We start from the raw sequence: 21,523 nt of genomic DNA, 5'->3' as shown, positions 1-21,523 counted from the left end.
CGGAACGACCGCCGACGCGCGGAACGACCGCCTACGCGCGGAACAGCAACACCCGCCTACCCGCGCAGCGCCTCGACGGCCTTGTCGATCCGGCGCTGCCGCGTCTCCGGGGCCTTCGCCGCGAGCACCGGGTCCACGAGCGCCCGCTGCCGTGACGCCGACAGGGTCTCGTAGGCCGCCCGGACCCCGGCCTCCTCGAACGCCGATGCCAGGTCGGCCGGCAGCTCGACCGTCCGCGGAAGGGTGTCGACCTCGAGCGTGACCTCGACGGTGTCCCCGGCGGTGATGCCCGCAGCGGTGCGGTGCGCCTCGGACAACGGGACCAGGAACTGCCCGCCCATCACCCCGACCGTGGACCGGTAGGTGTACCCGCCGTCGATCGTGACGACCACGGCGGGACGCTTCCCGGAGCCGAGGCCGTCGACGACCTCCTCGGGGACGGGCAGACCGGTGGCCGTCTTCCTCGCCTGCAGGACCGTCGTCGTGAACTGCACCCGTGCCTCCCGGCTGTCCGTGGACGTGACCGCAGCGTGTGCGGCGGACGCGACCGTGCGTCGTGCCGGACGTGACCGCAGCGTGCGCGGCGGACGCGACCAGCTCTCGCCGGAGACCGTCCCCGGCAGCGAAACCGTACAGCTGCACCCGCTGTTCCGCCACCGTTCACCGCCGCAGCACGACTCCGAAACCGGACCCGTCCAGCATCGTGCCGAACCCGGACCCCCGGACACCCGAACCCCCACAGCACCCGGAAGGCACACCCCGTGCAGCACACCCGCACCCTGGCCGGCATCGCCCTGGCCGCAGCAGCAGTCGTCACCCTGGCCGGTTGCTCGGCCACGAGCTCGGCGAGCACGAGCTCCGGCTCCGGCGACACCGACTGGAAGACCGCCACCAGCGCCGAGTCGGCCGGCGGCATGGACGCCCTGGTCAAGGCCGCGAAGGCGGAGGGCCAGCTCAACGTCATCGCCCTCCCGCCGACCTGGGCGAACTACGGCAAGATCATCGACGGCTTCGAGAAGAAGTACGACATCAAGATCAACTCGGCGAACCCGAACGGCTCGAGCGCCGACGAGGTCGCCGCCGTCAAGTCGCAGAAGGGCCAGTCGACCGCCCCGGACGTGCTCGACCTCGGCAACGCGGTGCTGCAGCAGAACCTCGACCTGCTCACCGACTACAAGGTCGCGAACTGGTCGGACATCCCCGACACGCTCAAGGACGCGGACGGCAAGTGGACCCGTGACTACACGGGCCTGATGTCGATCGGGTACGACTCGTCGAAGATCACGGACGCGCCGAAGGACCTGAACGACCTGCTCGGCAGCGAGTACGAGGGCAAGGTCTCGATCGCGGGTGACCCGACGCAGGCGAACCAGGCCGCGTCGGCGGTGTACCTCGCCGCGCTCGAGAACGGCGGCTCGGCGGACGACATCACCAAGGGTGTCGACTACTTCGGCAAGCTGAAGCAGGCCGGCAACTTCCAGAACGTGCTGCCCACGCAGGCGACGGTCGCCTCGGGCGAGACCCCGGTCGTCGTCCAGTGGTCGTACAACAACCTCGCGTGGGGCCCGGCCGCCGGGTCGAGCGGGAACAAGAACTGGAAGACCGTCGTCCCCGAGGGCCAGGCGCTCGGCTCGTACTACTCGCAGGCGATCAACAAGGACGCACCGCACCCCGCAGCCGCACGCCTGTGGCAGGAGTACATCGCCAGCCCGGACGCCCAGAACCTGTACCTGCAGGCCGGTGCGTTCCCGTCGACCCTCGCGGCGATGGAGCAGTCGGGCACGGTCGACAAGGACGCGCTCGAGGCCGCCGGCGGCATGCCGAAGGACTACGTCGAGCTCACCGACGCGCAGGTCACCGACGCGGCGAAGGTCCTCGCCGCGAAGTGGTCCGCCACGATGGGGTCCTGAGCAGCATGACCACCGCATCGGCTCCGAGCGGCGCCAGCGCGTTCGTGCCGGGACAGCCGGGACAGCCGGGACCGGCAGGACAGCCGGGACCGGGACACCCACCCGTCCCGGCCGCCACCGGCGTCGCTCCCGCGGGGAGCAGCGCCGTCGGCTCGGCGGCCGATGCCCCCGTCGTACCCGCCCCGGCACCGCAGCGGCGAGCTCCGTCTCGTCGCCGCCCCGGCCTCGCGTGGCTCGGCCTCACCCCGTTCGCCGCGTACGTCCTGCTGTTCCTCGCCGTCCCCGCCGTGATCGCGGTGGGGAGCGGGTTCACGACCGGCGACGGAGCGTTCACCCTCGCGAACCTCGCAGCGTTCCGCGACCCGTCCGTCCTCCGTGCCTTCGGCGGCTCGTTCGGCCTGTCCGCGGTCTCGGCCGTGATCGGCGCGGTGGTCGGAGCCGTGGTCTGCTGGGCGCTCTCCGCACTGCGGCCCGACGGGTTCGTCCGCTCGATGATCGACTCCGCCGCGAGCGTGCTCGCCCAGTTCGGCGGCGTGATGCTCGCCTTCGCGTTCATCGCCACGATCGGCGCGCAGGGACTCGTCACCACCTGGCTGGTGTCCGCCTTCGGCCTCGACCTCAACGCCGACGGTGCCTTCCTGTACACCGTGCCCGGCCTCGTCATCCCCTACGTCTACTTCCAGGTGCCGCTCATGGTCCTCACGTTCATGCCCGCGCTCGAGGGGGTCCGCTCCCAGTGGGGCGAGGCCGCCGCGACCCTCGGCGCCTCACGCGCGACCTACTGGCGGCGCATCGCCCTGCCCGTACTCGCACCGGCGTTCTGGGGGTCGCTGCTCCTGCTCTTCGCGAACGCGTTCTCGTCGTTCGCCACCGCCGCGGCCCTCATCTCGCAGGGCGGGATCGTCCCGCTGACGATCCGCACGCAGCTCACCAGCGAGACGATCATCGGCCTGCAGAACGTCGCGGGCGTGCTCGCTCTCGGCATGGTCGTGGTCATGGCGGTCGTGATGGGCGCCTACTCGCTGCTCCAGCGTCGCGCTGCGCGGTGGCAGCGGTGACCGCCGTGTCGTCGGTCCGCCCCGTGGCGACCGCACCCCGGCCTGGAGGCGCGACCCGCGTCGGCCGCTCCGGCGTCGCCCCGTCGCGGGTCACCGCCATCGTCGTGCTCGCCCTGGTCGGACTCGTCTTCGCCGTGCCGCTGGTCGCCCTGGCGCAGTTCACCTTCCGGCAGGGCACCGACGGCGGGCTCACCCTCGACCACTACGCGGCGATCGTCGACCCCGCGAACACCGCCACGTACCAGCCGGTCTTCGACGGTCTCGTGGCGTCCCTGCTCATCGCCGCGATCACGGTGGCGATCGTGCTGTTCGTGCTGCTCCCCGCCCAGATCGTCACCGCACTCCGCTACCCGCGCCTCCGCCGCGTGCTCGAGTTCGTCTGCCTGGTGCCGATCACCGTGCCCGTCGTGGTGCTCGTGGTCGGTTTCATCCCCGTGTACCAGGTCGTCGCCCAGGTGTTCGGCTCGGGCGCCTGGACCCTCGCGTTCGCGATCGGCATCGTGTCGCTGCCGTTCGCGTTCCGTCCGATCGCCACCGCGCTCACCGCGGTCGACGTCACGGTGCTCTCCGAGGCCGCTCGATCGCTCGGTGCCTCGTGGTGGACCGTCACGTGGCGGATCCTGCTGCCGAACCTCCGTCGCGGCATCACGGCCGCGTGCTTCCTGACCATCACGGTCGTCCTCGGCGAGTACACCCTCGCCTCGTTCCTGTCCCGCACCACGTTCCAGACCGCGCTCGTGCTCGTGCAGCAGACCGACCCGTACGTCGCCGCGGTCTTCTCGCTCGCCGCACTGCTGTTCGGCTTCGTGCTGCTCGTCGTCATCGGCCGGGTCGGCGCGGGCCGCCGGCGCACCCCGAAGGAGTCCGCATGACCGTCACCGCTCCCGCCGCCCCGGCGTCGCTGTCCACCGAGGGCGCGACCGTCGAGCTCGAGGCCGTGGAGAAGCACTACGGGTCCCACCGTGCGCTCGCCGGGCTGTCCCTCCGCATCGAGCCCGGCGAGTTCGTCTCGCTGCTCGGACCGTCCGGCTGCGGCAAGACCACCGCGCTCCGGGCGCTCGCCGGCCTCGAGGCGATCGACGCCGGCGCGATCCTCATCGACGGCGTCGACGTCGCCGCGGTGCCGGTCGAGCGTCGCGACATCGGCATGGTGTTCCAGCAGTACTCGCTCTTCCCGCACATGACGGTGCGGCAGAACGTGTCGTTCGGCCTCGAGATGCGCCGGGTCGCCGCCGCCGAACGCCGGGAACGGGTCATCGAGGCGCTCGACATGGTGCACCTCGCCGACTTCGCTGACCGGTACCCGCACCAGCTCTCCGGCGGACAGCAGCAGCGCGTCGCCCTCGCCCGTGCCCTGGTCACCCGCCCGCGCGTGCTCCTGCTCGACGAGCCGCTCTCCGCGCTCGACGCCAAGGTGCGGGTGTCCCTGCGCGACGAGATCCGCCGCATCCAGAGCGCCCTCGGCATCACGACCGTGTTCGTCACCCACGACCAGGAGGAGGCGCTCGCCGTCTCGGACCGCATCGCGGTGATGCACGCCGGCGGCATCGAGCAGGTCGGTACGCCCGAGGAGCTCTACCGCCACCCGGTCTCGGCCTTCACGGCGGACTTCGTCGGGCAGTCGAACCGCCTGCGGGGTGACCTGCGCGGCGGCGACGTCTTCGTCTACGGCTTCCGGGTCCCGGCGCTCGCTGCGGACACCGCGGACGGCCCCGTGACCGCGTACGTCCGCCCCGAGGACGTCGCCTTCGCCACGGAGGGCGTCACCGGCACCGTCGTCGCGTCGAGCTTCCTCGGCTCGATCCGCCGCACGACGGTCCGGCTCGACGACGACACCGTCGTGACCGTGCAGCACGAGGTCGGCGACCGTCGCGCGGCCGGTGACGCCGTGGCCCTGCGGCTGCTCGGCGCCCCGGTCGCGGTCGCCCCGCTCGCGTAGTGGAGCGTTCCCACCGTCGCGGAGCGTTCCGCGAAGGCGACACCCTGCCGCGAACCGTTCGCGGTGGACTGTCGCTTCCGCGGGGGTGAAGGCGACCCGGTGACGAACTGGAGGCACGGGGCGAGCCCGCCCCGTCCCTCCAGACCGGTGCGGGTCAGCGCTCGAAGCGCGCGGCCGGCTCGTCGGACAGGCCCGCCTCGACCCGGGCGAGCATGTCTGCGGACATCGCCGGCAGGGCGTCGAGCCGCGCCCAGAAGGCCTCGGTGTTCTCGCCGTCGGCGGGAGCCGGCGTGCCGGACAGGTACCGGCACGCGAAGACCAGGTCGAGGTACTGCGCGCGGTCGCCGTTCGGGTAGGTCATCTCCGGAAGGACGTGCACCCAGGTCAGGCGCTCGGCGACCACGACGACGTCGGCCTCCTCGAGGACCTCGCGCTCGGCGGCGACCGCGGGCTCCTCGCCGGGGTCGACGATCCCCGTCACCGGGGTCAGCGCGCCGTTGTCGGCGCGACGGACGACGAGCAGCTCGCGGTCCGGGCCCTCACCGCGCGTGACGACGGCGGTGATGCCCGTCATCCAGAGCGGGTCGTTCCCGACCTTCTCGCGCAGGGACAGGACGAAGTCAGGCGTGGGCATGCCCCCACGCTACCGATGCCGTGCGGCCTCCCTCTGTCGTCGACTGGTCATGACCAGTAGGGTGACAGCGTGGAGATCATCATCCTGCCGACGCCCGCCGAGGTCGGACGCGTCGCCGCCGCCAAGATCGCCTCGGTCGTCGCCGAGAAGCCGTCCGCCGTCGTGGGTCTCGCCACCGGATCGAGTCCGCAGGGCATCTACGCCGACCTGCGTCGTCGGGTCGAGGCGGGCGAGGTGTCCTTCGCCGCGGCTCGAGGATTCGCCCTCGACGAGTACGTCGGGATCCCGCTCGAGCACCCGGAGTCGTACGCCTCGGTGATCGCCCGCGACGTGGTCGAGCCCCTCGGGTTCGACCCCTCGCGCGTCCGCGTGCCCGACGGCCGCGCGGCCGACCTGGCGTTCGCGGCGAAGGAGTACGACGCCGCGATCCGGGCCGCCGGCGGGGTCGACGTGCAGATCCTCGGCATCGGGGCGAACGGGCACATCGGGTTCAACGAGCCGACGTCGTCGTTCGCGTCACGCACGCGCATCAAGACGCTCGCGCCGTCCACGCGCGAGGCGAACGCGCGCTTCTTCGACTCGCTCGACGAGGTCCCGACGCACTGCATGACGCAGGGGCTCGGCACCATCCTCGAGGCGCGCGAGCTCGTCCTCGTCGCGCAGGGCTCGACGAAGGCCGACGCCGTGGCCGCCGCGGTCGAGGGGCCGCTGTCGTCCTTCGCGCCCGGGTCGGCGCTGCAGCTGCACGAGCACGCGACCGTCGTGGTGGACGAGGAGGCGGCCGCCGGGCTGCGCCTGGCCGACTACTACCGGTACACCTACGCGAACAAGCCGGAGTGGCAGCGCTTCGAGTGACCCGGGCGGGTCCTCCCGGATCGGGAGGGGCGAGGTCAGCGGGCTGACGCCAGGCGGGCCAGACCCTCGCGCAGGGTTGCCTCGGAGCACCCGAAGTTGAGCCGCGCGTGACCGATGCCCGGTCGGCCGAAGTCCCGCCCGTTCGTCAGCGCGACCTTCGCCGCGTCGACCAGGTGCACGGCGGGGTCGTCGCCCCACGGCAGCGCTCGCAGGTCGAGCCAGGCCAGGTAGGACGCCCGCGGCTGCCGGTAGCCCGCGCCGGGCAGGGCCGTGCCGAGCTCCTCGGCCAGGATGCGTCGGTTCCCGGTCAGCTCCGCGAGCAGTGACGCGAGCCAGGGCTCCCCGTCGCGGAAGGAGGCGACGCTCGCGGTGTAGCCGAGGATCCCGGTGCGCTCGACGACCTCGACGGGCAGGCCGTCGAACCAGCCGCGCGCCCGTTCCGACGCGCCGACCATGAGCGCGCACTTCGTCCCCGCCAGGTTCCACGCCTTGCTCGCGCTCGTCAGTGCGACTCCGTGCTCGACCGCCTCGGGTCCGCAGGTGAGGAACGGGGTGAAGACCGCGTCGGCGTGCACGAGCGGTGCGTGGATCTCGTCCGAGACGACGACCGCGTCCCACTGTGCGGCGAGCTGGGCGAGCGCGACGAGGTCCTCGCGGGCGTGCACGAGGCCGAGGGGGTTGTGCGGGTTGCAGAGCAGCACCGTCCTGGCGCCGTCCGCGAAGGCGCGCTCGATCCCAGCGAGGTCCATCCGCCACCCGGCTGTGGTGTCGAACGGGTCGGGCTCGCCCCTCGGAGCGAGCAGCGGGACCTCGGTCGCGGAGCCGCCGGCCTCGCGGACGTACTCCCAGAACGGCGGGTAGACCGGCGGCATGATCACGACCTGGTCACCGGGGTCGATGATCCGACGGAGCACCTCGACCGCCGCGACCGAGACGTCCGTGGTCGTCCGGACCAGGTCGGGGTCGACGTCCCAGCCCCAGCGGCGGCCGGCGAAGTCAGCGAAGACCCCGGGGAGCACCCGGGTGTGCCCGACGTAGCCGGTGTCCCCGTTCCGGATCGCTCGCTCGAGGGCCTCGCGCACGGGCTCGGCGGGCACCGAGTCCATCTCGGCGACGAACATCGGCAGGACCTCGGGCGGGTAGGCGGTGTACTTCTCGCTCGTGCGGGTCCGCTGTGCATCGAGGACCGAGACCATGACGCTCATGTCGTCATCCTGACAGCCCGGCGGCCGCAGGTCACCCGACAGTGGTGTCGAGCAGCTCCTCGGACAGCTCCCACACGCGCCGGGCGTCCTCGGCGCTGCGCAGCGGCTTCCACAGCGGCGTCCGCCCAGGAGCGCCGCCGACACCGCCGGCCCCCGTCGGTCCGACGAACCCGCCGTCCCGCACGCCCGGGTCGGTGGCCGCCACGAGCGCCGGCAGCCCGGCGGTCCGCGGCGTGCCGACGAGCAGCCCGCGGGCGGACAACCACCGGATCACCCGGACCTGGGGCGTGTCCCCGCTCCGCCCGAGCTCCGGCCGGGCTGCGAGCAGGCTCGTCGGGGCGACACCCGGGTGCGTGAGGTTGCTCGTGATGCCCCAACCCTGCTCGGCGCTGCGCCGACCGAGCTCCAGCCCGAACAGGCCGAACGCGATCTTCGACTGCCGGTAGGCGCGCATCCCGTCGTAGCTGCGCTCCCAGTTCGGGTCCTCCCAGTGCACGGACCCACTGCGCGCGACGATGCTGATCTGCGAGGTGACGTGCCCGCGCGCCGCACGGAGCAGCGGGAGGAGGCCGCGGACGAGTGCGACGTGACCGAGGTGGTTCGTGCCGAGCTGCAGCTCGAAGCCGTCGGCCGTCGTCTGTCGTTCCGGTGGGGTCATCACGCCGGCGTTGCCCACGAGCAGGTCGATCGGCGTGCCCTCCGCGACCATCGACTCCGCGAACGCATCCACCGACGCGATGGACGACAGGTCCGTCGTGCCGAGCTCCACGACGGCGTCCGGGTGTTCGCGCAGCACCCGGGCACGCGCCGCCTCGCCCTTCACCGGGTTGCGCACCGGCAGCACGACCGCGGCGCCGGCGCCCGCGAGCGCCGTCGCGATGCCCAGGCCGATGCCGTCGCTGGCGCCGGTGACGACGGCGCGGGTGCCGTCCAGGCGCGGCAGGGTGATGTCGATGGGTCGTCGCGGCACGGTGGTCTCCTCGTCGTCGTCGCCCGTGGTCGGGCTGGTGCCAGCCTGCGACGGCCGGCGGTCCGCAACCAGGACCTGACGGACCGTGGCTGCGGAGGACGTACACCGGCGAGGATGGACCCGTGATCGATCGACCGGAGCTCGGCGCCTACCTCCGCGCACGTCGGGCGGCCCTGCAACCGTCCGACGTCGGCCTCCCGCCGGGGCAGCGACGGCGGACCGCAGGACTGCGCCGCGAGGAGGTCGCGGCGCTCTGCCACATGTCCGCGGACTACTACGCGCGGCTCGAGCGCGGCACCGGTCCGCAGCCCTCCGAGCAGATGGTCGCCGCGATCGCGCAGGGACTCCACCTGAGCAGGGCAGAGCGCGACCACGTCTTCCGCCTCGCCGGGCACCGCCCACCGGAGTCCGGCGTCGGCTCGGACCACGTCGGCCCGGGCATGATGCGCATCTTCGACCGTCTGGTCGACACCCCGGCCGAGGTCGTGACGGAGCTCGGCGAGACGCTCCTGCAGACGCCGCTCGCCGCCGCACTGTTCGGCGACGCGAGCCAGCGGCACGGACCGTCGCGTTCGATCGGCTGGCGCTGGTTCACCGAAGCGGGTGCGCGGGACCTGTTCCCACCCGAGGACCGGGAGACGACCGCACGGCTGTACGTCTCGTCGCTGCGTGAGGTCGCGGCGCGGCGCGGGGTCGGGTCCCGGGCGGCGCGGCTCGCCGACGAGCTCCTGCAGCGGTCCGACGAGTTCCGGGCGCTGTGGGACCGGCACGAGGTCGGCCTCGTCCCGGGGTCCGTCAAGCGCTACGACCACCCGGAGGTCGGCCGGGTCGAGCTGCACTGCCAGGTGCTCCTCGACCCGGAGCAGGCGCACGTGCTGCTCGTCTACACCGCGGTCCCGGGGACCGAGAGCCACGATCGGCTCCGGCTGCTGTCCGTCGTCGCGGCCTGAGACCGACGCCGGATCGTGACCACCCGGTCACGGGCGACCGACGACGATGGTCGCATGCGACGGGGGACCACGTTCGGAGCAGCGGGAACGGCGACGGCGTCGGCCGTGCTGGTGCTCGTGACGACCGGGTGCGCCGGCCTCGGCGCGACGGCGTGCCCGGCGATCGCCTGGGGCAACACCGTCGCGGTCGAGATCCCGGGCTCGGCAGACCCGGCGTCCGGGGTCACGGGCGTCGTCGTCTGCCAGGGCGCGGACTGTGCGCCCGGGGAACCCTCGCCGCCGGTGCTCCCGACCGCTCCCGGGGACGCCACACCCGGCGCAGCACCGGTCGGCCCTCCGTCCTCGGATGCGCTCAGCCCGACGGGCGACGCCGCTCGCTCCCTCGTGTTGCCCGCTGCCACGCCGGACGGCGACGTCTGGTCCGTGCCGATGTCGGCCGGAACCGGTGACCGTGGCCGTGTCGCGGTGGTCGGCGCGGACGATCGGGTGCTCGTCGAACGGGACGCCCGCTTCACGTGGGTCCGGCACGGCGGGAGCGAGCAGTGCGGCGGCCCCTCGACGGCACGGGTCGTCGTCCGGCTACCCTGACCGCACGCCGCACGCGATCCACCGGACACACGGGCCCGACCGGTAGGAGTGGTGGACCGCAGTCGACGCACGAAGGAGTGCCTCATGCCAGAACGCGCCATGCCGGACCGTCCCACCCCGCTCGACCCCGAGTCGCTCCCGGAACCGGTCGACGTGAGCGACAACAGCGCAGCGCTGCGGGCCGTGCACGAGGTCGTCGCCGCCGGACCGTTCGACGCGACGTGGGAGTCCCTCGCCGCCTACGAGCCGCCGCGCTGGTACGAGGACGCGAAGTTCGGCGTCTTCCTGCACTGGGGCGTGTACTCCGTCCCGGCATTCGGCAACGAGTGGTACTCCCGCGAGATGTACCGGCAGGGCACCGACGCCCACGACCACCACCGCGCGACCTACGGCGAGCACCGGGACTTCGGGTACAAGGACTTCATCCCGTCCTTCACGATGGAGCACTTCGACCCGACCGAGTGGGCCGCGCTGTTCCGTCGCGCCGGCGCGCAGTTCGTCGTGCCCGTGGCGGAGCACCACGACGGCTTCGCGATGTACGACACCGCTCGGTCCCGGTGGAGTGCGGCGCGGATGGGGCCGCGGCGTGACGTCTTCGGCGACCTGTCCCGCGCGGTCGACGAGGCCTGGATGGTCCGCGGTGCCTCGTCGCACCGTGCCGAGCACTGGTTCTTCATGAACGGCGGCGCTCGGTTCGACTCCGACGTGCTCGACCCGCGGTGGTCGGACTTCTACGGTCCGGCGCAGCGGGAGGAGACCGCACCGAACGAGCGGTTCCTCGAGGACTGGCTCCTGCGCACCGTCGAGGTGATCGACCGGTACCGGCCGCAAGTGCTCTGGTTCGACTGGTGGATCGAGCAGCCGGCGTTCGCCCCGGTGCTCCGGACCCTCGCGGCCTACTACTACAACCGCGCGGCCGAGTGGGGGCGCGAGGTCGTCATCAACTACAAGTGGGGGGCCTTCGCGCCCGGCACCGCCGTGTACGACATCGAACGCGGAGCCGTCGCGGGGGTCGAACCGACGGTGTGGCAGAACGACACGGCGGTGTCCCGGACGTCCTGGTGCTGGGTCGAGGGACACGAGTACAAGAGCGTCCGCGAACTCGTGGCCGAGCTCGTCGACGTCGTCGCGAAGCGCGGGGTGCTGCTGCTCAACGTCGGTCCGAAGCCGGACGGCACGATCCCGGACGAGGAACAGCGCCTGCTCGAGGGCATCGGGCACTGGCTCGCCCTGCACGGCGAAGCGATCTACGGCACGCGGCCCTGGGCGGTGCCGTCCGAGGGCCCGACCGTGGTCGCGGCGGGGTCGTTCGTCGACGGTGCCGCCCCCGCGTACACGGCCGAGGACGTCCGCTACACGGTGCGGCACGACGTCACCGGCGACGCGCTCTACGCGGTCCTGCTCGCGCAGCCCGACGGCGGCGTCGCACGGCTGCGCGCGCTCGCGTCGACCTCCGCGCTCCTCACCCGCACGATCAGCGACGTCGCGGTGCTCGGATCCGGCACCGTCACCCGGTGGGATCGGACACCGGACGCCCTCGAGGTCGCGGTCGACGGCTCCACGACCGAGCACAGCGGCCCCGTGCTGCGGATCCGCTTCGCACCGGAGTCGGACCAGCCCCGCCAGGACTTCCTCCACCAGTGACCGCCCGGCGGGAACGGACTGCCGGGGTCAGTCGCCGGTGGAGTCCGGGCGCAACCAGAACGGCGACCAGTGGTACCCGTCCGGATCGTCGAACTGCCGCTGATACATGAACGGGTACTCGTCGGTGTCCCCGATCCGCCCGCCCGCAGCACGAGCCCGTTCGACGAGTTCGTCGACGGCCTCCCGACTGTCCAGGTCGAACGACAGTGTCACCTTCGACGGGGTGTCCGGGCCGCCGACCAGATCCTCCGTGCCGCCGACGCTCGCGTAGGCCTCGCGGCTGCTGAGCATCAGGTACTGGTCGGGCCCGAACACGATGCACGAGACGTCGTCCCGCGACATCCGCGGATCGAGGGTCCACCCGAGCGCCGAGTAGAAGGCGGTGGCGCGCTCGACGCTCGCGACCGGGCAGGACACGAAGAGGGTCATGCGGCGATGCTCTCGCCCGACTCCGTTGCGGTCAAGACCCGGCGGCGGCCAGCTCGCGACCCGCGCCCCACACCCGCCGCACCTCGAGTGCGGGCGAGAGTGCCACGAGGTCCGCTGCGTACCCGGGCGCGATCCGACCGAGCCGATCGTCGGGCCCCAGCGCCGCAGCGGGCACGCTCGTCAGCGCAGCGACCGCCTCGGGCAGCGTGGCCCCGGCGGCCGAGACGGCGAGCCGCAGCGCCGCGTCCTGCGTCAGCGTCGAGCCCGCGATCGTGTCCGTGCCGGCGACCCGCGCGACGCCGTCCACCACGTCGACCGCGAGCGACCCGAGCGCGTACGAGCCGTCGGGCGAGCCGGCCGCGGCCATCGCGTCGGTGATGAGCGCGACCCGACCGGGTGCGGCGCGCAGCAGCACCCGGGCGACAGCGGGGTGCACGTGCACACCGTCGAGGATGAGCTCGAGCGTCACCCGGTCGTCCTCGAGCGCCGCGGCGATCGGCCCTGGCGCCCGGTGGTGCAGCCCGGGCATCGCGTTGCACGCGTGCGTGAGCAGGGTCGCACCGGCGTCGAAAGCCGCGCGGGCATGGTCGTACGAGCAGACGGTGTGGCCGACCGCGACCGTGACCCCGGCGTCGACGAAGCGGCGGACGGCGTCGAGCGCTCCCGGCAGCTCGGGTGCGACGGTGACCTGGCGCATGACCCCGGCGCCCGCGTCGAGCAGCGCGTCGACGGCGGACGGCGACGGGTCGACCAGGTGTGCGGCGTTGTGGGCGCCCCTGTTGTCGGGGGAGAGGAACGGGCCCTCGAGGTGCGCGCCGAGCACGAGCGGGTCGGCCGCGGCGACGGTGCGGATGCGGTCGAGTGACACGGCGAGCGAGGGCACGGGGTTCGCGACGAGGGACAGGACCGACCGGGTCGTCCCGTGCGCCCGGTGCACGGCGAGCGCGGCGTCGAAGGAGTCGTCCTCGTAGGCGGCTCCGCCCCCGCCGTGTCCGTGCAGGTCGACGAAGCCGGGGGTCAGGACGGCGTCACCGAGGTCGACGACCTCGGCACCCGATGCGGCGTCCGGCAGCCCGGCACCCGAGCCGACCGCCTCGATCGCGGCGCCGGCGAGCAGGACCCAGCCGTCCTCGACCGCGCCGGCCGCGTCGACGACGCGGGCGGCACGGACCAGGGTGCGCCGCGCCTCCAGACCGGAGCCTGACCCGGCCGACCCGACCGACCCGACGGACCCAGCCGATCCGACGGACCCGGCCGACCCGACGGGCACGTCGGACCCGCCCGCCCCCGCAGGCCGGCTCACGCCGTCTCCCGCCGGAACGCGACCACCCCGGAGAACGCCGCGACCAGCACGAAGACCAGCCCGACCACCGGGTGCCCGAGCGACAGCCACGCGCCACCGGCGGCGATGACGAGCGCGGTCTCGACGACCACCTTGCCCACCACGTCCGTGTCGATCGGCGACCGCGGGGACCGGAACAGGAACCAGACGACCGCGGCGAACAGCGGCGCCCCGACCATGAACAGCACGCCCGGGAACGGGAACGGCCACGCGAGGTAGCCCCAGTACGCCAGCGAGAGCAGCCCGAACGCGCACACGAGCACGCGCAGCACCACCCAGCCGGAGACGGAGACCCCCCGGCGAGCGGGAGCCGGATCCGTGGGGGGCGGGACGTCGCCCCAGTCGACGGGACTCTGCGGTGCATTCGTCATGTGCTGCCTACCGGAAGATGATCGTGCGGGCGCCGTCGAGCAGGACACGGTCCTCCGCGATCCAGCGCACCGCCTGTGTCAGGGTGCGGGACTCCTCGTCCTGGCCGATCGAGACCAGCTCGGAGGGTTCCTTCGTGTGGTCCACGCGGACGACGTTCTGCTCGATGATCGGGCCCTCGTCGAGGTCGCTCGTCACGAAGTGTGCCGTCGCACCGATGAGCTTCACGCCGCGGGCGTGGGCCTGCCGGTACGGGTTCGCGCCCTTGAAGCCCGGCAGGAACGAGTGGTGGATGTTGACGGCGCGGCCCTCGAGCGCGGCGCAGAGCTCCGGCGACAGGATCTGCATGTAGCGCGCGAGGACGACGAGCTCGATGTCGTGCTCCTCCACCGCCTCGAGGATGCGCCGCTCCATCGCCTGCTTGGAGTCCGCGTCGGTGACCGGTCGGTGCTCGAACGGCACGGAGTAGAAGGACGCCAGGCCGGACAGGTCGGCGTGGTTCGACAGCACGAGCGGGACCTCGATCGGCAGCTGCCCGCCGCGCTGGCGGTAGAGCAGGTCGTTGAGGCAGTGCCCGGCCTTCGACACGAGCACCAGGGTGCGCATCGGACGTCCGACCACGTCGAGCTGGACGCGCATGTCGTACCGCTCGACGACGGGGGCGAGGGCCTGTTCGAAGGCCTCGCGGTCGACCGGCGCCATGACCTGCAGGCGCATGAAGAACGAGTTCGTGTCGGCGCTCGAGAACTGCTGCGACTCGGTGATGTTGCCGTTGGCTGCCACGACGGCTCCGGACACGGCGTGCACGATCCCGGGCTGGTCGTCGCAGACGAGCGTGAGGGTCCAGTGCGTGGGGTTCGGGTCGGTCACGGAGATCAGGGTACCGGGGCGGTCCGGCCTGGAGGCCCGTGGTGCGTCCGACGTGCGCCCCACGCGGGCAGGCTGGTCGGTGAGTGCTCGTCGGCTCGCGTCAGCGCGCGTCCGCCCGCGCCAGCGCCCGGTCCGCGAGCGTCAGGACGGCGAGCAGCACGCCGACGCCGAGCATCACCCACGCGAGCACGTGCAGGTCCGGCGTGGTCGGTGCCTGCCCGAACACCCCACCGATGAGCGACGACGCCGCGATCGCGCCGATGTAGATGCTCGTGCGTGAGAGCCCGGCCGCGGTGCCGATGTACTCCGAGGGCACCACCTTGTAGAGCGCCGCCTGGTTCGACACGGATGCCAGGGCCTGCGGGACGCCGAACAGCGCCGGCACGACGAGCAGGAGCACCAGCGGCGACCCGGCGTGCAGGAGGAGCAGGAGCCCGGCCCCGACCAGGGGGACGAGCGCAGCGACCACGAGCGGTCGACGGACAGCGGTCCGCCGCGCGACGACGAACGACACCACCCCGGCCACGACGGCGGCGGGCAGCTGCAGGTACCCGGCGACGTCGCTCGGGTAGCCCGCGACGTCCTGCACCCACTGCGAGAACCCGTAGGTCATCGTGTACGCGAGCAGGTAGGTCAGGAACAGCCGGGCGTAGGTGCGGGACAGCGCAGCGTTCCGGACGAGCAGCCGGACGTCGACGAACGGCTTCGTCGCGCGCAGCTCCCACAGCACGAGCGCCACGAGCAGCGCGACCGCGACCGCGAGCAGCCACCAGAGTCCGGCGCCGAGGTCGAGCAGGAACACCAGCAGCGCCGACACCGTGCCGGTCATCAGCAGCATACCGAGCGGGTCCAGGGCCGTGCGGACCGGCAGCTGCTCGGCATCCCGGGGTCGGAGCCGGTCGGACGGCAGCCACATCGCGGCGACGACGATGCCGAACACGGCGAGCGGGACGTTCACCAGGAAGATCGCGTGCCAGCCGAACGCCGCGATGAGCGCCCCGCCGAGGGGTGGTCCGGCAGCAGCGGACACGAGCGAGGTGATCGACAGGGCACCGAGCACGAGCGGTGGGGTCGGCTTGCCGATCCGGGCGGAGTGCTGCCGCAGTGTGGTCAGGGCCGCCGGGTACGCCGACGACGTCCCGATCCCGATGAGCACCCGCGCGGTGACCGCACCGCCGAAGCCGGTCAGCACCTCGGGCACGACGCCCGCGACGCCGACGATCACCAGTCCGGTGAGGAAGACCTTCTTCGGGCCGAACCGGTCGGCGAGCTTGCCCATCGTCGGCTGTGCGACCGCGCTCGCCAGGTAGAGCGCAGCGACGAGCCAGATCGCCTGCGACGCCCCGATGCCGAGGTCGCGGGAGATCGGCGCGAGGGCGACGGACACCATCGTCGTGTTGATCGGGTTGAGCAGCGGCCCGACCAGGACGGGGACGAGGAGCTTCGGGCCGAAGCCGCTCCCGCCGGTGGTGGCGGTGTCAGCGGTGGTCGGGACGGGGGAGGTCGACGTGGACGTGGTGGGCTTCTTCCGGGTCAGTCGTCGGTGAGCGGCAGGAGGATGGCGAGGGCACGGGCGACCGTGGCGCGGTCGTCCTCGGGCAGGGCCGCCAGGCGGTCCGTGAGCACACGGGACCGGTTGGTCCACGCGTCGGCGCGGGCGCGCGAGCCGGTCTCCGTGGCGCGGACGAGCGTGCGACGGCCGTCCGCCGGGTCCGGACGGCGTTCGACGAGCCCGAGGTCGACGAGCGCCTGCACGGTCGCGCCCATCGACTGCGGGCGGACACCCTCGGCGCGCGCGAGGTCGGCGACGGTGCTCTCCCCGTGGCGCAGGAGTCGACCGAGCGCGGCGGTCTGGGACGCGGTCACCTCGTCGGCCTTCCCGGCGAGGACCGTGCGGCGGATGCGACCGTGCAGGGTCAGCAGGTCGTCCGCGAGCGTCTCGATCGGTTCCACACCGGAACGATACGACTCGGCAGGGCAACTTGCAAGGTTGCCTTCTGATCAGACGACGCCGTCCGCGGCGGCACCGATGGTGCCGTCGGTCGTGAACGGTCGCAGGGCCGCCACGAGTCCGTCCACGTCGTCGCCGAACCAGGCGTTGCTCGCCTGCACGCGGGGCCAGGCGTCCGCCAGCAGCTCCCGACCGTCACGGGTCAGGTGCAGCCGGGAGGCCCGCCCCCGACCCGGCGCGGCGCCCCGCTCGACGAGTCCCCGCGTCTCGAGCCCGCCCACCAGTGCGGCCATGCTCTGCGGTCGGACGCCGACGGCGCGGGCGAGCTCGGCCTGGTTGTGCTCGCCGCCGGCGGCGAGCTGCACCAGTGCGCCGAACTCGACCGGGCTCAGGTCGAGGGGTTCGAGCTCCTCGGCGAGCCGTCGGGCGAGCTCCCGCGCGGCGCGGATCACCGTCCACGCGGCGACGGAATCGACGTCGTCGCCGCTCACCGAGAAGTCGCTGGGCACGGCCCGATCCTACCGGCGTAGTGTTCAGTAACAGAAAACTGATACCGAAGGAGGGGCCACCATGACCGACACGATCGCGATCACGGGCGTCACCGGGGACGTCGGTGGGAAGACGCTCGAACTGCTGCGCGACTCCGGGGCACCGGTGCGCGCCGTCGTCCGTCGTCACGACCAGGCCGAGCGGCTCCGGGCGCGGGGGATCGACGCGCGGCTCGCGGACCTCGACGACCTCGATGCCCTGACCCGTGCCCTCGACGGCGTCGACCGCCTCTTCCTCGTCACGCCGGTCAGCAAGCGGCAGGCGGAGCAGGGCGAGACCGGGGTTCGCGCCGCGCAGCGAGCCGGTGTGCCGCGGGTGGTGCACCTGTCCGGCGGGGACGCGGCCGAGCACTCGCCCATGCCGTGGGCCGCGGCGGCCTGGCGGACCGACCGGATCCTGCGGGAGAGCGGGCTCGCGTGGACGATCCTGCACCCGTCGGCGTTCATGACGAACCTGCTGCCCTCGGCGCCGGCGATCCGCCGCGGGTGGTTCCCGCACACCACCGGTCGTGGCCGAGCGGGCTGGATCGACACCGCCGACATCGCGCGGACCGCGGCCGCGGTGCTGACCGAGGACGGGCACGACGGCACCGAGCCCGTGCTCACCGGTCCGGACGCACTCGACGCCGGAGGGATCGCGGCCGGCCTCTCGTCGGGACTCGGACGCCGCGTGCGCCCCGTGCACCTGCCGAGCCGCGTCTACCGAGCCGTCGTCCGCGCCGGCGGTGTCCCGGCGTGGCAGGCGGAAGGGCTCCGGCAGCAGTTCGGACGGGTGCTCCGTCGTGGACTCGACGGTGTCGACGTCATGAGCGACGACGTGGCCCGGATCACCGGACGGCCGCCGCGGTCGCTGGCGGAGTGGGCACGCGGGAACCGCGAGCAGCTGACGGGCCGGGGCTGACACGGCGGACGTGCGCCGTGCCTCCCGGCCGTGACGTCAGCCCGCGGTGGTGAGGGTCGTGACCAGGTGTTCCTGCACGTACCCGATCCAGTCGTAGACGTCGCGGAGGCCGAGGCCGGCGTCCCCGGCGTACGAGGCCTCCTCGGATGCGGCGTCCGTGATGCCGAGCCGCTCCGCGATCGTCAGCCGGAGGTCGGTGAGGCACCGCAGCCACGCCTGCTCGTCGTGGGCGGTCAGTGCGCCGTCCCGCGTGCCGGTCAGCCAGTCGTGCACGACGTCGGCGTTCGCGGTCTTCTGCGTCAGCAGGTCCGCCTGCGTCCAGCGGCGGAACTCGTCGCTCGCCTCGGTGTCCGAGGGGTAGGCGTCCGGGAACATCCGCGCCGCGACGGGGTCGGCGGTCAGGTCACCGGCGAGCACCTGCTGCAGCTGCTCCGTGAGCGAGGCGAGGACCGCGCGCTCGCCCTCGGACATCGCGAGGTGCACCCCGTCCTGCTGCCGGGTGAAGGGGATCACGCGTCCGGTCCCGCGGCGCGGTCGACCGTGGCCTGCAGGCCGTAGCCGTGCATCGCCTCGACGTGGCGCTCCATCGCCTCGCGGGCACCGGTCGCGACGATCGCCCGGCCGTCGTCGTGCACCTGGCGCATGAGCCGCTCGGCGCGGGCGTGCGAGAAGCCGAAGTAGCTCTGGAAGACGTAGGTGACGTACGACATCAGGTTCACCGGGTCGTCCCAGACCACGGTGACCCACGGGACATCGAACCGGGCGGCGAGGTCGGTGCGCTCCTCGACGTCGGGGCTGATCAGGGTCATGCGACGGCGGTCATGCGTCGACGGGGATGCTCGGGTGCATGTCCCCAAGGGTGACACGAACGTGCCCGCTCGGTACGATCGAGGGGTCGCGACTGGCGTTGGATGGGTCACCATCGGGGAGCGACACCTGACACGGAGCGCGGCCGTACGCCTGGGCCGCGCCCACCCGTCCACCTCGTCGCGTCCGCGCGGCGATCAGACAACGAGGAGTCCCGTGTCCATCACCGATCTGACGCCTGCCACCGCGCAGTCCACGTTCAACGCCCCGCTCGCCGAGGTCGACCCCGAGATCGCCGCCGTGCTGCAGAACGAGCTCGGCCGCCAGCGCGACACCCTCGAGATGATCGCGTCCGAGAACTTCGTCCCGCGCGCCGTCCTCGAGTCACAGGGCTCCGTCCTGACGAACAAGTACGCCGAGGGCTACCCGGGCAAGCGCTACTACGGCGGCTGCGAGTTCGTCGACGTCGCCGAGCAGCTCGCCATCGACCGGGCGAAGGCCCTGTTCGGTGCCGCCTACGCGAACGTGCAGCCGCACTCCGGCGCGAGCGCGAACGCCGCGGTGCTGCACGCCATCGCCTCGGCCGGGGACACGATCCTCGGCCTCGAGCTCGCCCACGGCGGTCACCTGACGCACGGCATGAAGCTCAACTTCTCCGGCCGCATCTACAACGCGGTGTCGTACGGCGTCGACCCGGAGACCTTCGAGGTCGACTACGACGACATCCGCGCGAAGGCGATCGAGCACCAGCCGAAGGTCCTCATCGCCGGCTGGTCGGCCTACCCGCGCCAGCTCGACTTCGCGAAGTTCCGTGCGATCGCGGACGAGGTCGGCGCGACGCTCTGGGTGGACATGGCGCACTTCGCCGGTCTCGTCGCCGCGGGCCTGCACCCGTCGCCGCTGCCCCACGCGCACGTCGTGTCCTCGACCGTGCACAAGACGCTCGCCGGTCCGCGCTCGGGCATCATCCTGTCCAACGAGGAGTCGCTCTTCAAGAAGCTGAACTCCGCGGTGTTCCCGGGCCAGCAGGGCGGTCCGCTCATGCACGTGATCGCCGCCAAGGCCACCGCGTTCCTGCTCGCGGGCCAGCCGGAGTTCAAGGACCGCCAGGAGCGCACGCTCCGCGGCGCTCGTCTGCTGGCGGACCGGCTCACGCAGGCCGACGCGCGGGCCGCGGGCATCGACGTCCTCACCGGCGGTACCGACGTGCACCTGGTGCTCGTCGACCTGCGCGAGTCCGAGGTCGACGGCAAGCAGGCAGAGGACCTGCTGCACGAGGTCGGCATCACCGTGAACCGCAACTCCGTGCCGTTCGACCCGCGCCCGCCGATGGTCACCTCGGGTGTCCGCATCGGCACCCCGGCGCTGGCGACCCGCGGCTTCGGCGACGCCGAGTTCACCGAGGTGGCGGACATCATCGCGCTGACCCTCATGCCGAACCCGGACATCGCAGCGCTCTCGGCCCGGGTGAAGGCCCTGACCGACGCGTTCCCGCTGTACGCGTGAGCGCCGCGCTCCCTCGTGAGCGTTGGGCGGGTGAGGGCAGTGCCGTCCGCATCGACGGCACCGCCCTCGCCGCGCGCACGCTCGACGACCTGAAGGTCCGCATCGACCGGTTGCACGACCACGGGTTCCGGCCCGGGCTCGGCACGATCATGGTCGGCCAGAACCCGGGTTCGGTGTCGTACGTCGCCGGCAAGCACAAGGACTCGGCGCAGATCGGGCTCGACTCGGTCCGCATCGACCTGGCGGAGACCGCGAGTGCGGCCGACATCCGCTCGGCGATCCTGCAGATGAACGACGACCCCCGGGTCACGGCGTTCATCGTGCAGCTCCCGCTGCCGCAGGGCATCGACCCGGTCCCGATGCTCGAGCTGATGAACCCGGCGAAGGACGCCGACGGCCTGCACCCGACGAACCTCGGCGAGCTCGTGCTCGCGGTCCCCGGCGGAGCCGGAACGATCGACGCGCCGCTGCCGTGCACCCCGCGCGGCATCGTCGCGATGCTCGAGGCCTACGACGTCCCGATCCGCGGGCAGCACGTCACGATCATCGGGCAGGGCCTGACGGTCGGTCGTCCGCTCGGGCTGCTCCTGACCCGGCTCGAGGCCACCGCGACGTTGACGCACTCCCTGACCGAGGACGTCGCCGCCGAGTGCCGTCGCGCGGACATCATCGTCGCGGCCGCCGGTGTCGCCGGGCTCGTGCAGCCGGACTGGGTCAAGCCCGGTGCGGCCGTCATCGACGTGGGCATCAGCAGGATCGTCGATGAGACCACCGGGAAGGCGAAGCTCCGCGGTGACGTCGACCCCTCGGTGGCGTCGGTCGCCGGGTTCCTGTCGCCGACCCCGGGCGGCGTCGGGCCGATGACCCGCGCGATGCTCATGAAGAACGTCGTCGAGGCCGCCGAGCGCCACCTGCGCTAGCTGTGATGTTCAGGCAGGTTGTTGAGTCTGCTGATGGGTGGTGCTCCGATGGCGGAGTGAGTCCTGTGGTGATTGTAGAAGTGGAGCCAGCCCGGGAGCGCTTGTCGGCGTTCGGTCTCTGAGCCGT

Annotated in this window: 24 protein-coding genes, 1 pseudogene and 1 riboswitch; of the genes and pseudogenes, 11 read left to right on the top strand and 14 right to left on the bottom strand. The window is 72.6% G+C overall.

Going from position 1 to position 21,523, the window contains the following annotated elements:
- Window positions 1-56: 56 nt before the first annotated feature.
- On the bottom strand, window positions 57-494 hold the full coding sequence (locus QUG98_RS13210; protein WP_289470999.1) for a YdeI/OmpD-associated family protein: 438 nt from the start codon (window positions 492-494) through the stop codon (window positions 57-59).
- A gap of 267 nt (window positions 495-761) precedes the next feature.
- Between QUG98_RS13210 and QUG98_RS13205 the strand changes: the two genes are divergently transcribed.
- The 4 genes from QUG98_RS13205 to QUG98_RS13190 are packed head-to-tail and all read left to right on the top strand — an operon-like array spanning window position 762 to window position 4,907.
- Window positions 762-1,910 (top strand): ABC transporter substrate-binding protein, encoded by a 1,149-nt coding sequence (locus QUG98_RS13205; RefSeq protein WP_289470998.1) that lies wholly within the window; start codon window positions 762-764, stop codon window positions 1,908-1,910.
- A gap of 5 nt (window positions 1,911-1,915) precedes the next feature.
- Complete coding sequence (locus QUG98_RS13200; protein WP_289470997.1) at window positions 1,916-2,968, top strand: ABC transporter permease; 1,053 nt, start codon at window positions 1,916-1,918, stop codon at window positions 2,966-2,968.
- A gap of 23 nt (window positions 2,969-2,991) precedes the next feature.
- Window positions 2,992-3,840, top strand: coding sequence for an ABC transporter permease (locus QUG98_RS13195; protein WP_289470995.1), 849 nt, complete (start codon window positions 2,992-2,994; stop codon window positions 3,838-3,840).
- A complete protein-coding gene (locus tag QUG98_RS13190; RefSeq protein WP_289470994.1) occupies window positions 3,837-4,907 on the top strand; it encodes an ABC transporter ATP-binding protein in 1,071 nt (356 codons plus the stop codon). Before QUG98_RS13195 ends, QUG98_RS13190 begins: the two co-directional genes overlap by 4 nt.
- A gap of 154 nt (window positions 4,908-5,061) precedes the next feature.
- Here QUG98_RS13190 and QUG98_RS13185 read toward each other — a convergent pair whose 3' ends face one another.
- Window positions 5,062-5,541 carry an NUDIX hydrolase gene (locus tag QUG98_RS13185; protein WP_289470993.1) on the bottom strand — a complete coding sequence of 160 codons (480 nt, stop codon included), beginning with the start codon at window positions 5,539-5,541 and terminating at the stop codon, window positions 5,062-5,064.
- A gap of 69 nt (window positions 5,542-5,610) precedes the next feature.
- Here QUG98_RS13185 and nagB point away from each other — a divergent pair, with 69 nt between their 5' ends.
- On the top strand, window positions 5,611-6,396 hold the full coding sequence (gene nagB, locus QUG98_RS13180; protein ID WP_289470991.1) for a glucosamine-6-phosphate deaminase: 786 nt from the start codon (window positions 5,611-5,613) through the stop codon (window positions 6,394-6,396).
- A gap of 35 nt (window positions 6,397-6,431) precedes the next feature.
- On the opposite strand, the gene QUG98_RS13175 is transcribed toward nagB, so the two are convergent.
- Complete coding sequence (locus QUG98_RS13175; RefSeq protein WP_289470990.1) at window positions 6,432-7,601, bottom strand: MalY/PatB family protein; 1,170 nt, start codon at window positions 7,599-7,601, stop codon at window positions 6,432-6,434.
- A 31-nt stretch (window positions 7,602-7,632) separates the two neighbouring features.
- A complete protein-coding gene (locus QUG98_RS13170; protein ID WP_289470988.1) occupies window positions 7,633-8,571 on the bottom strand; it encodes an SDR family oxidoreductase in 939 nt (312 codons plus the stop codon).
- A 122-nt stretch (window positions 8,572-8,693) separates the two neighbouring features.
- On the opposite strand from QUG98_RS13170, the gene QUG98_RS13165 reads away from it, so the two are divergent.
- The 3 genes from QUG98_RS13165 to QUG98_RS13155 all read left to right on the top strand — a co-directional run bounded on the left by QUG98_RS13165 (window position 8,694) and on the right by QUG98_RS13155 (window position 11,753).
- Window positions 8,694-9,521 (top strand): helix-turn-helix transcriptional regulator, encoded by an 828-nt coding sequence (locus QUG98_RS13165; RefSeq protein WP_289470987.1) that lies wholly within the window; start codon window positions 8,694-8,696, stop codon window positions 9,519-9,521.
- A 54-nt stretch (window positions 9,522-9,575) separates the two neighbouring features.
- Window positions 9,576-10,109 (top strand): hypothetical protein, encoded by a 534-nt coding sequence (locus tag QUG98_RS13160; protein WP_289470985.1) that lies wholly within the window; start codon window positions 9,576-9,578, stop codon window positions 10,107-10,109.
- Window positions 10,110-10,193: 84 nt separating this feature from the next.
- A complete protein-coding gene (locus tag QUG98_RS13155) occupies window positions 10,194-11,753 on the top strand; it encodes an alpha-L-fucosidase (RefSeq protein ID WP_289470984.1) in 1,560 nt (519 codons plus the stop codon).
- A 27-nt stretch (window positions 11,754-11,780) separates the two neighbouring features.
- Here QUG98_RS13155 and QUG98_RS13150 read toward each other — a convergent pair whose 3' ends face one another.
- The 7 genes from QUG98_RS13150 to QUG98_RS13120 all read right to left on the bottom strand — a co-directional run bounded on the left by QUG98_RS13150 (window position 11,781) and on the right by QUG98_RS13120 (window position 17,223).
- A complete protein-coding gene (locus tag QUG98_RS13150; RefSeq protein ID WP_289470983.1) occupies window positions 11,781-12,182 on the bottom strand; it encodes a VOC family protein in 402 nt (133 codons plus the stop codon).
- 31 nt (window positions 12,183-12,213) lie between these two features.
- Window positions 12,214-13,374 (bottom strand): N-acetylglucosamine-6-phosphate deacetylase, encoded by a 1,161-nt coding sequence (gene nagA, locus QUG98_RS13145; RefSeq protein ID WP_434533449.1) that lies wholly within the window; start codon window positions 13,372-13,374, stop codon window positions 12,214-12,216.
- Between the two features lie 107 nt (window positions 13,375-13,481).
- Complete coding sequence (locus tag QUG98_RS13140; protein ID WP_289470981.1) at window positions 13,482-13,895, bottom strand: YrdB family protein; 414 nt, start codon at window positions 13,893-13,895, stop codon at window positions 13,482-13,484.
- Between the two features lie 7 nt (window positions 13,896-13,902).
- Window positions 13,903-14,763: a formyltetrahydrofolate deformylase gene (gene purU / locus QUG98_RS13135; protein WP_289470980.1), complete on the bottom strand. Its 861-nt coding sequence runs from the start codon at window positions 14,761-14,763 to the stop codon at window positions 13,903-13,905.
- A gap of 100 nt (window positions 14,764-14,863) precedes the next feature.
- Complete coding sequence (locus QUG98_RS13130; protein WP_289470979.1) at window positions 14,864-16,408, bottom strand: MFS transporter; 1,545 nt, start codon at window positions 16,406-16,408, stop codon at window positions 14,864-14,866.
- The gene (locus QUG98_RS13125; protein ID WP_289470978.1) at window positions 16,297-16,716 is read right to left on the bottom strand and encodes a MarR family winged helix-turn-helix transcriptional regulator; all 420 of its coding nucleotides are present in this window, start codon (window positions 16,714-16,716) and stop codon (window positions 16,297-16,299) included. Before QUG98_RS13125 ends, QUG98_RS13130 begins: the two co-directional genes overlap by 112 nt.
- A gap of 48 nt (window positions 16,717-16,764) precedes the next feature.
- Window positions 16,765-17,223, bottom strand: a complete 459-nt coding sequence (locus QUG98_RS13120) for a MarR family winged helix-turn-helix transcriptional regulator (RefSeq protein WP_289470976.1) — start codon at window positions 17,221-17,223, stop codon at window positions 16,765-16,767.
- Window positions 17,224-17,284: 61 nt separating this feature from the next.
- Here QUG98_RS13120 and QUG98_RS13115 point away from each other — a divergent pair, with 61 nt between their 5' ends.
- Window positions 17,285-18,163 (top strand): NAD(P)H-binding protein, encoded by an 879-nt coding sequence (locus tag QUG98_RS13115; protein WP_289470975.1) that lies wholly within the window; start codon window positions 17,285-17,287, stop codon window positions 18,161-18,163.
- Between the two features lie 36 nt (window positions 18,164-18,199).
- Here the strand turns inward: QUG98_RS13115 and QUG98_RS13110 are convergent, their stop codons facing one another.
- Together QUG98_RS13110 and clpS are read right to left on the bottom strand one after the other, a co-directional pair.
- Window positions 18,200-18,676 (bottom strand): DUF2017 family protein, encoded by a 477-nt coding sequence (locus QUG98_RS13110; protein WP_289470974.1) that lies wholly within the window; start codon window positions 18,674-18,676, stop codon window positions 18,200-18,202.
- On the bottom strand, window positions 18,673-18,972 hold the full coding sequence (gene clpS, locus QUG98_RS13105; protein WP_289470973.1) for an ATP-dependent Clp protease adapter ClpS: 300 nt from the start codon (window positions 18,970-18,972) through the stop codon (window positions 18,673-18,675). The genes QUG98_RS13110 and clpS overlap by 4 nt, the downstream gene beginning before the upstream one ends.
- A gap of 78 nt (window positions 18,973-19,050) precedes the next feature.
- Window positions 19,051-19,136, top strand: a riboswitch (ZMP/ZTP riboswitch).
- A gap of 50 nt (window positions 19,137-19,186) precedes the next feature.
- Here clpS and glyA point away from each other — a divergent pair.
- On the top strand, window positions 19,187-20,476 hold the full coding sequence (gene glyA, locus QUG98_RS13100; RefSeq protein WP_434533445.1) for a serine hydroxymethyltransferase: 1,290 nt from the start codon (window positions 19,187-19,189) through the stop codon (window positions 20,474-20,476).
- Complete coding sequence (locus tag QUG98_RS13095) at window positions 20,473-21,396, top strand: tetrahydrofolate dehydrogenase/cyclohydrolase catalytic domain-containing protein (RefSeq protein ID WP_289470971.1); 924 nt, start codon at window positions 20,473-20,475, stop codon at window positions 21,394-21,396. Before glyA ends, QUG98_RS13095 begins: the two co-directional genes overlap by 4 nt.
- Here QUG98_RS13095 and QUG98_RS13090 read toward each other — a convergent pair.
- Window positions 21,393-21,523, bottom strand: a pseudogene (locus tag QUG98_RS13090) (IS481 family transposase); the annotation flags it as partial. The gene QUG98_RS13095 and the pseudogene QUG98_RS13090 overlap by 4 nt on opposite strands.

The sequence above is a fragment of the Curtobacterium subtropicum genome, from assembly GCF_030362975.1.
Lineage (GTDB): Bacteria > Actinomycetota > Actinomycetes > Actinomycetales > Microbacteriaceae > Curtobacterium > Curtobacterium subtropicum.
The sequence above is the reverse complement of the archived record's forward strand: the minus strand, read 5'-3'. Positions and strand labels throughout refer to the sequence as shown.

Excerpts from the sequence above, each read along its gene's own strand:
- QUG98_RS13175 (WP_289470990.1), bottom strand. The coding sequence starts at position 7,601 with ATGAGCGTCATGGTCTCGGTCCTCGATGCACAGCGGACCCGCACGAGC.
- QUG98_RS13185 (WP_289470993.1), bottom strand. The coding sequence starts at position 5,541 with ATGCCCACGCCTGACTTCGTCCTGTCCCTGCGCGAGAAGGTCGGGAAC.
- QUG98_RS13115 (WP_289470975.1), top strand. The coding sequence starts at position 17,285 with ATGACCGACACGATCGCGATCACGGGCGTCACCGGGGACGTCGGTGGG.
- QUG98_RS13150 (WP_289470983.1), bottom strand. The coding sequence starts at position 12,182 with ATGACCCTCTTCGTGTCCTGCCCGGTCGCGAGCGTCGAGCGCGCCACC.
- QUG98_RS13140 (WP_289470981.1), bottom strand. The coding sequence starts at position 13,895 with ATGACGAATGCACCGCAGAGTCCCGTCGACTGGGGCGACGTCCCGCCC.
- clpS (WP_289470973.1), bottom strand. The coding sequence starts at position 18,972 with ATGACCCTGATCAGCCCCGACGTCGAGGAGCGCACCGACCTCGCCGCC.
- QUG98_RS13190 (WP_289470994.1), top strand. The coding sequence starts at position 3,837 with ATGACCGTCACCGCTCCCGCCGCCCCGGCGTCGCTGTCCACCGAGGGC.
- QUG98_RS13160 (WP_289470985.1), top strand. The coding sequence starts at position 9,576 with ATGCGACGGGGGACCACGTTCGGAGCAGCGGGAACGGCGACGGCGTCG.
- QUG98_RS13155 (WP_289470984.1), top strand. The coding sequence starts at position 10,194 with ATGCCAGAACGCGCCATGCCGGACCGTCCCACCCCGCTCGACCCCGAG.
- QUG98_RS13200 (WP_289470997.1), top strand. The coding sequence starts at position 1,916 with ATGACCACCGCATCGGCTCCGAGCGGCGCCAGCGCGTTCGTGCCGGGA.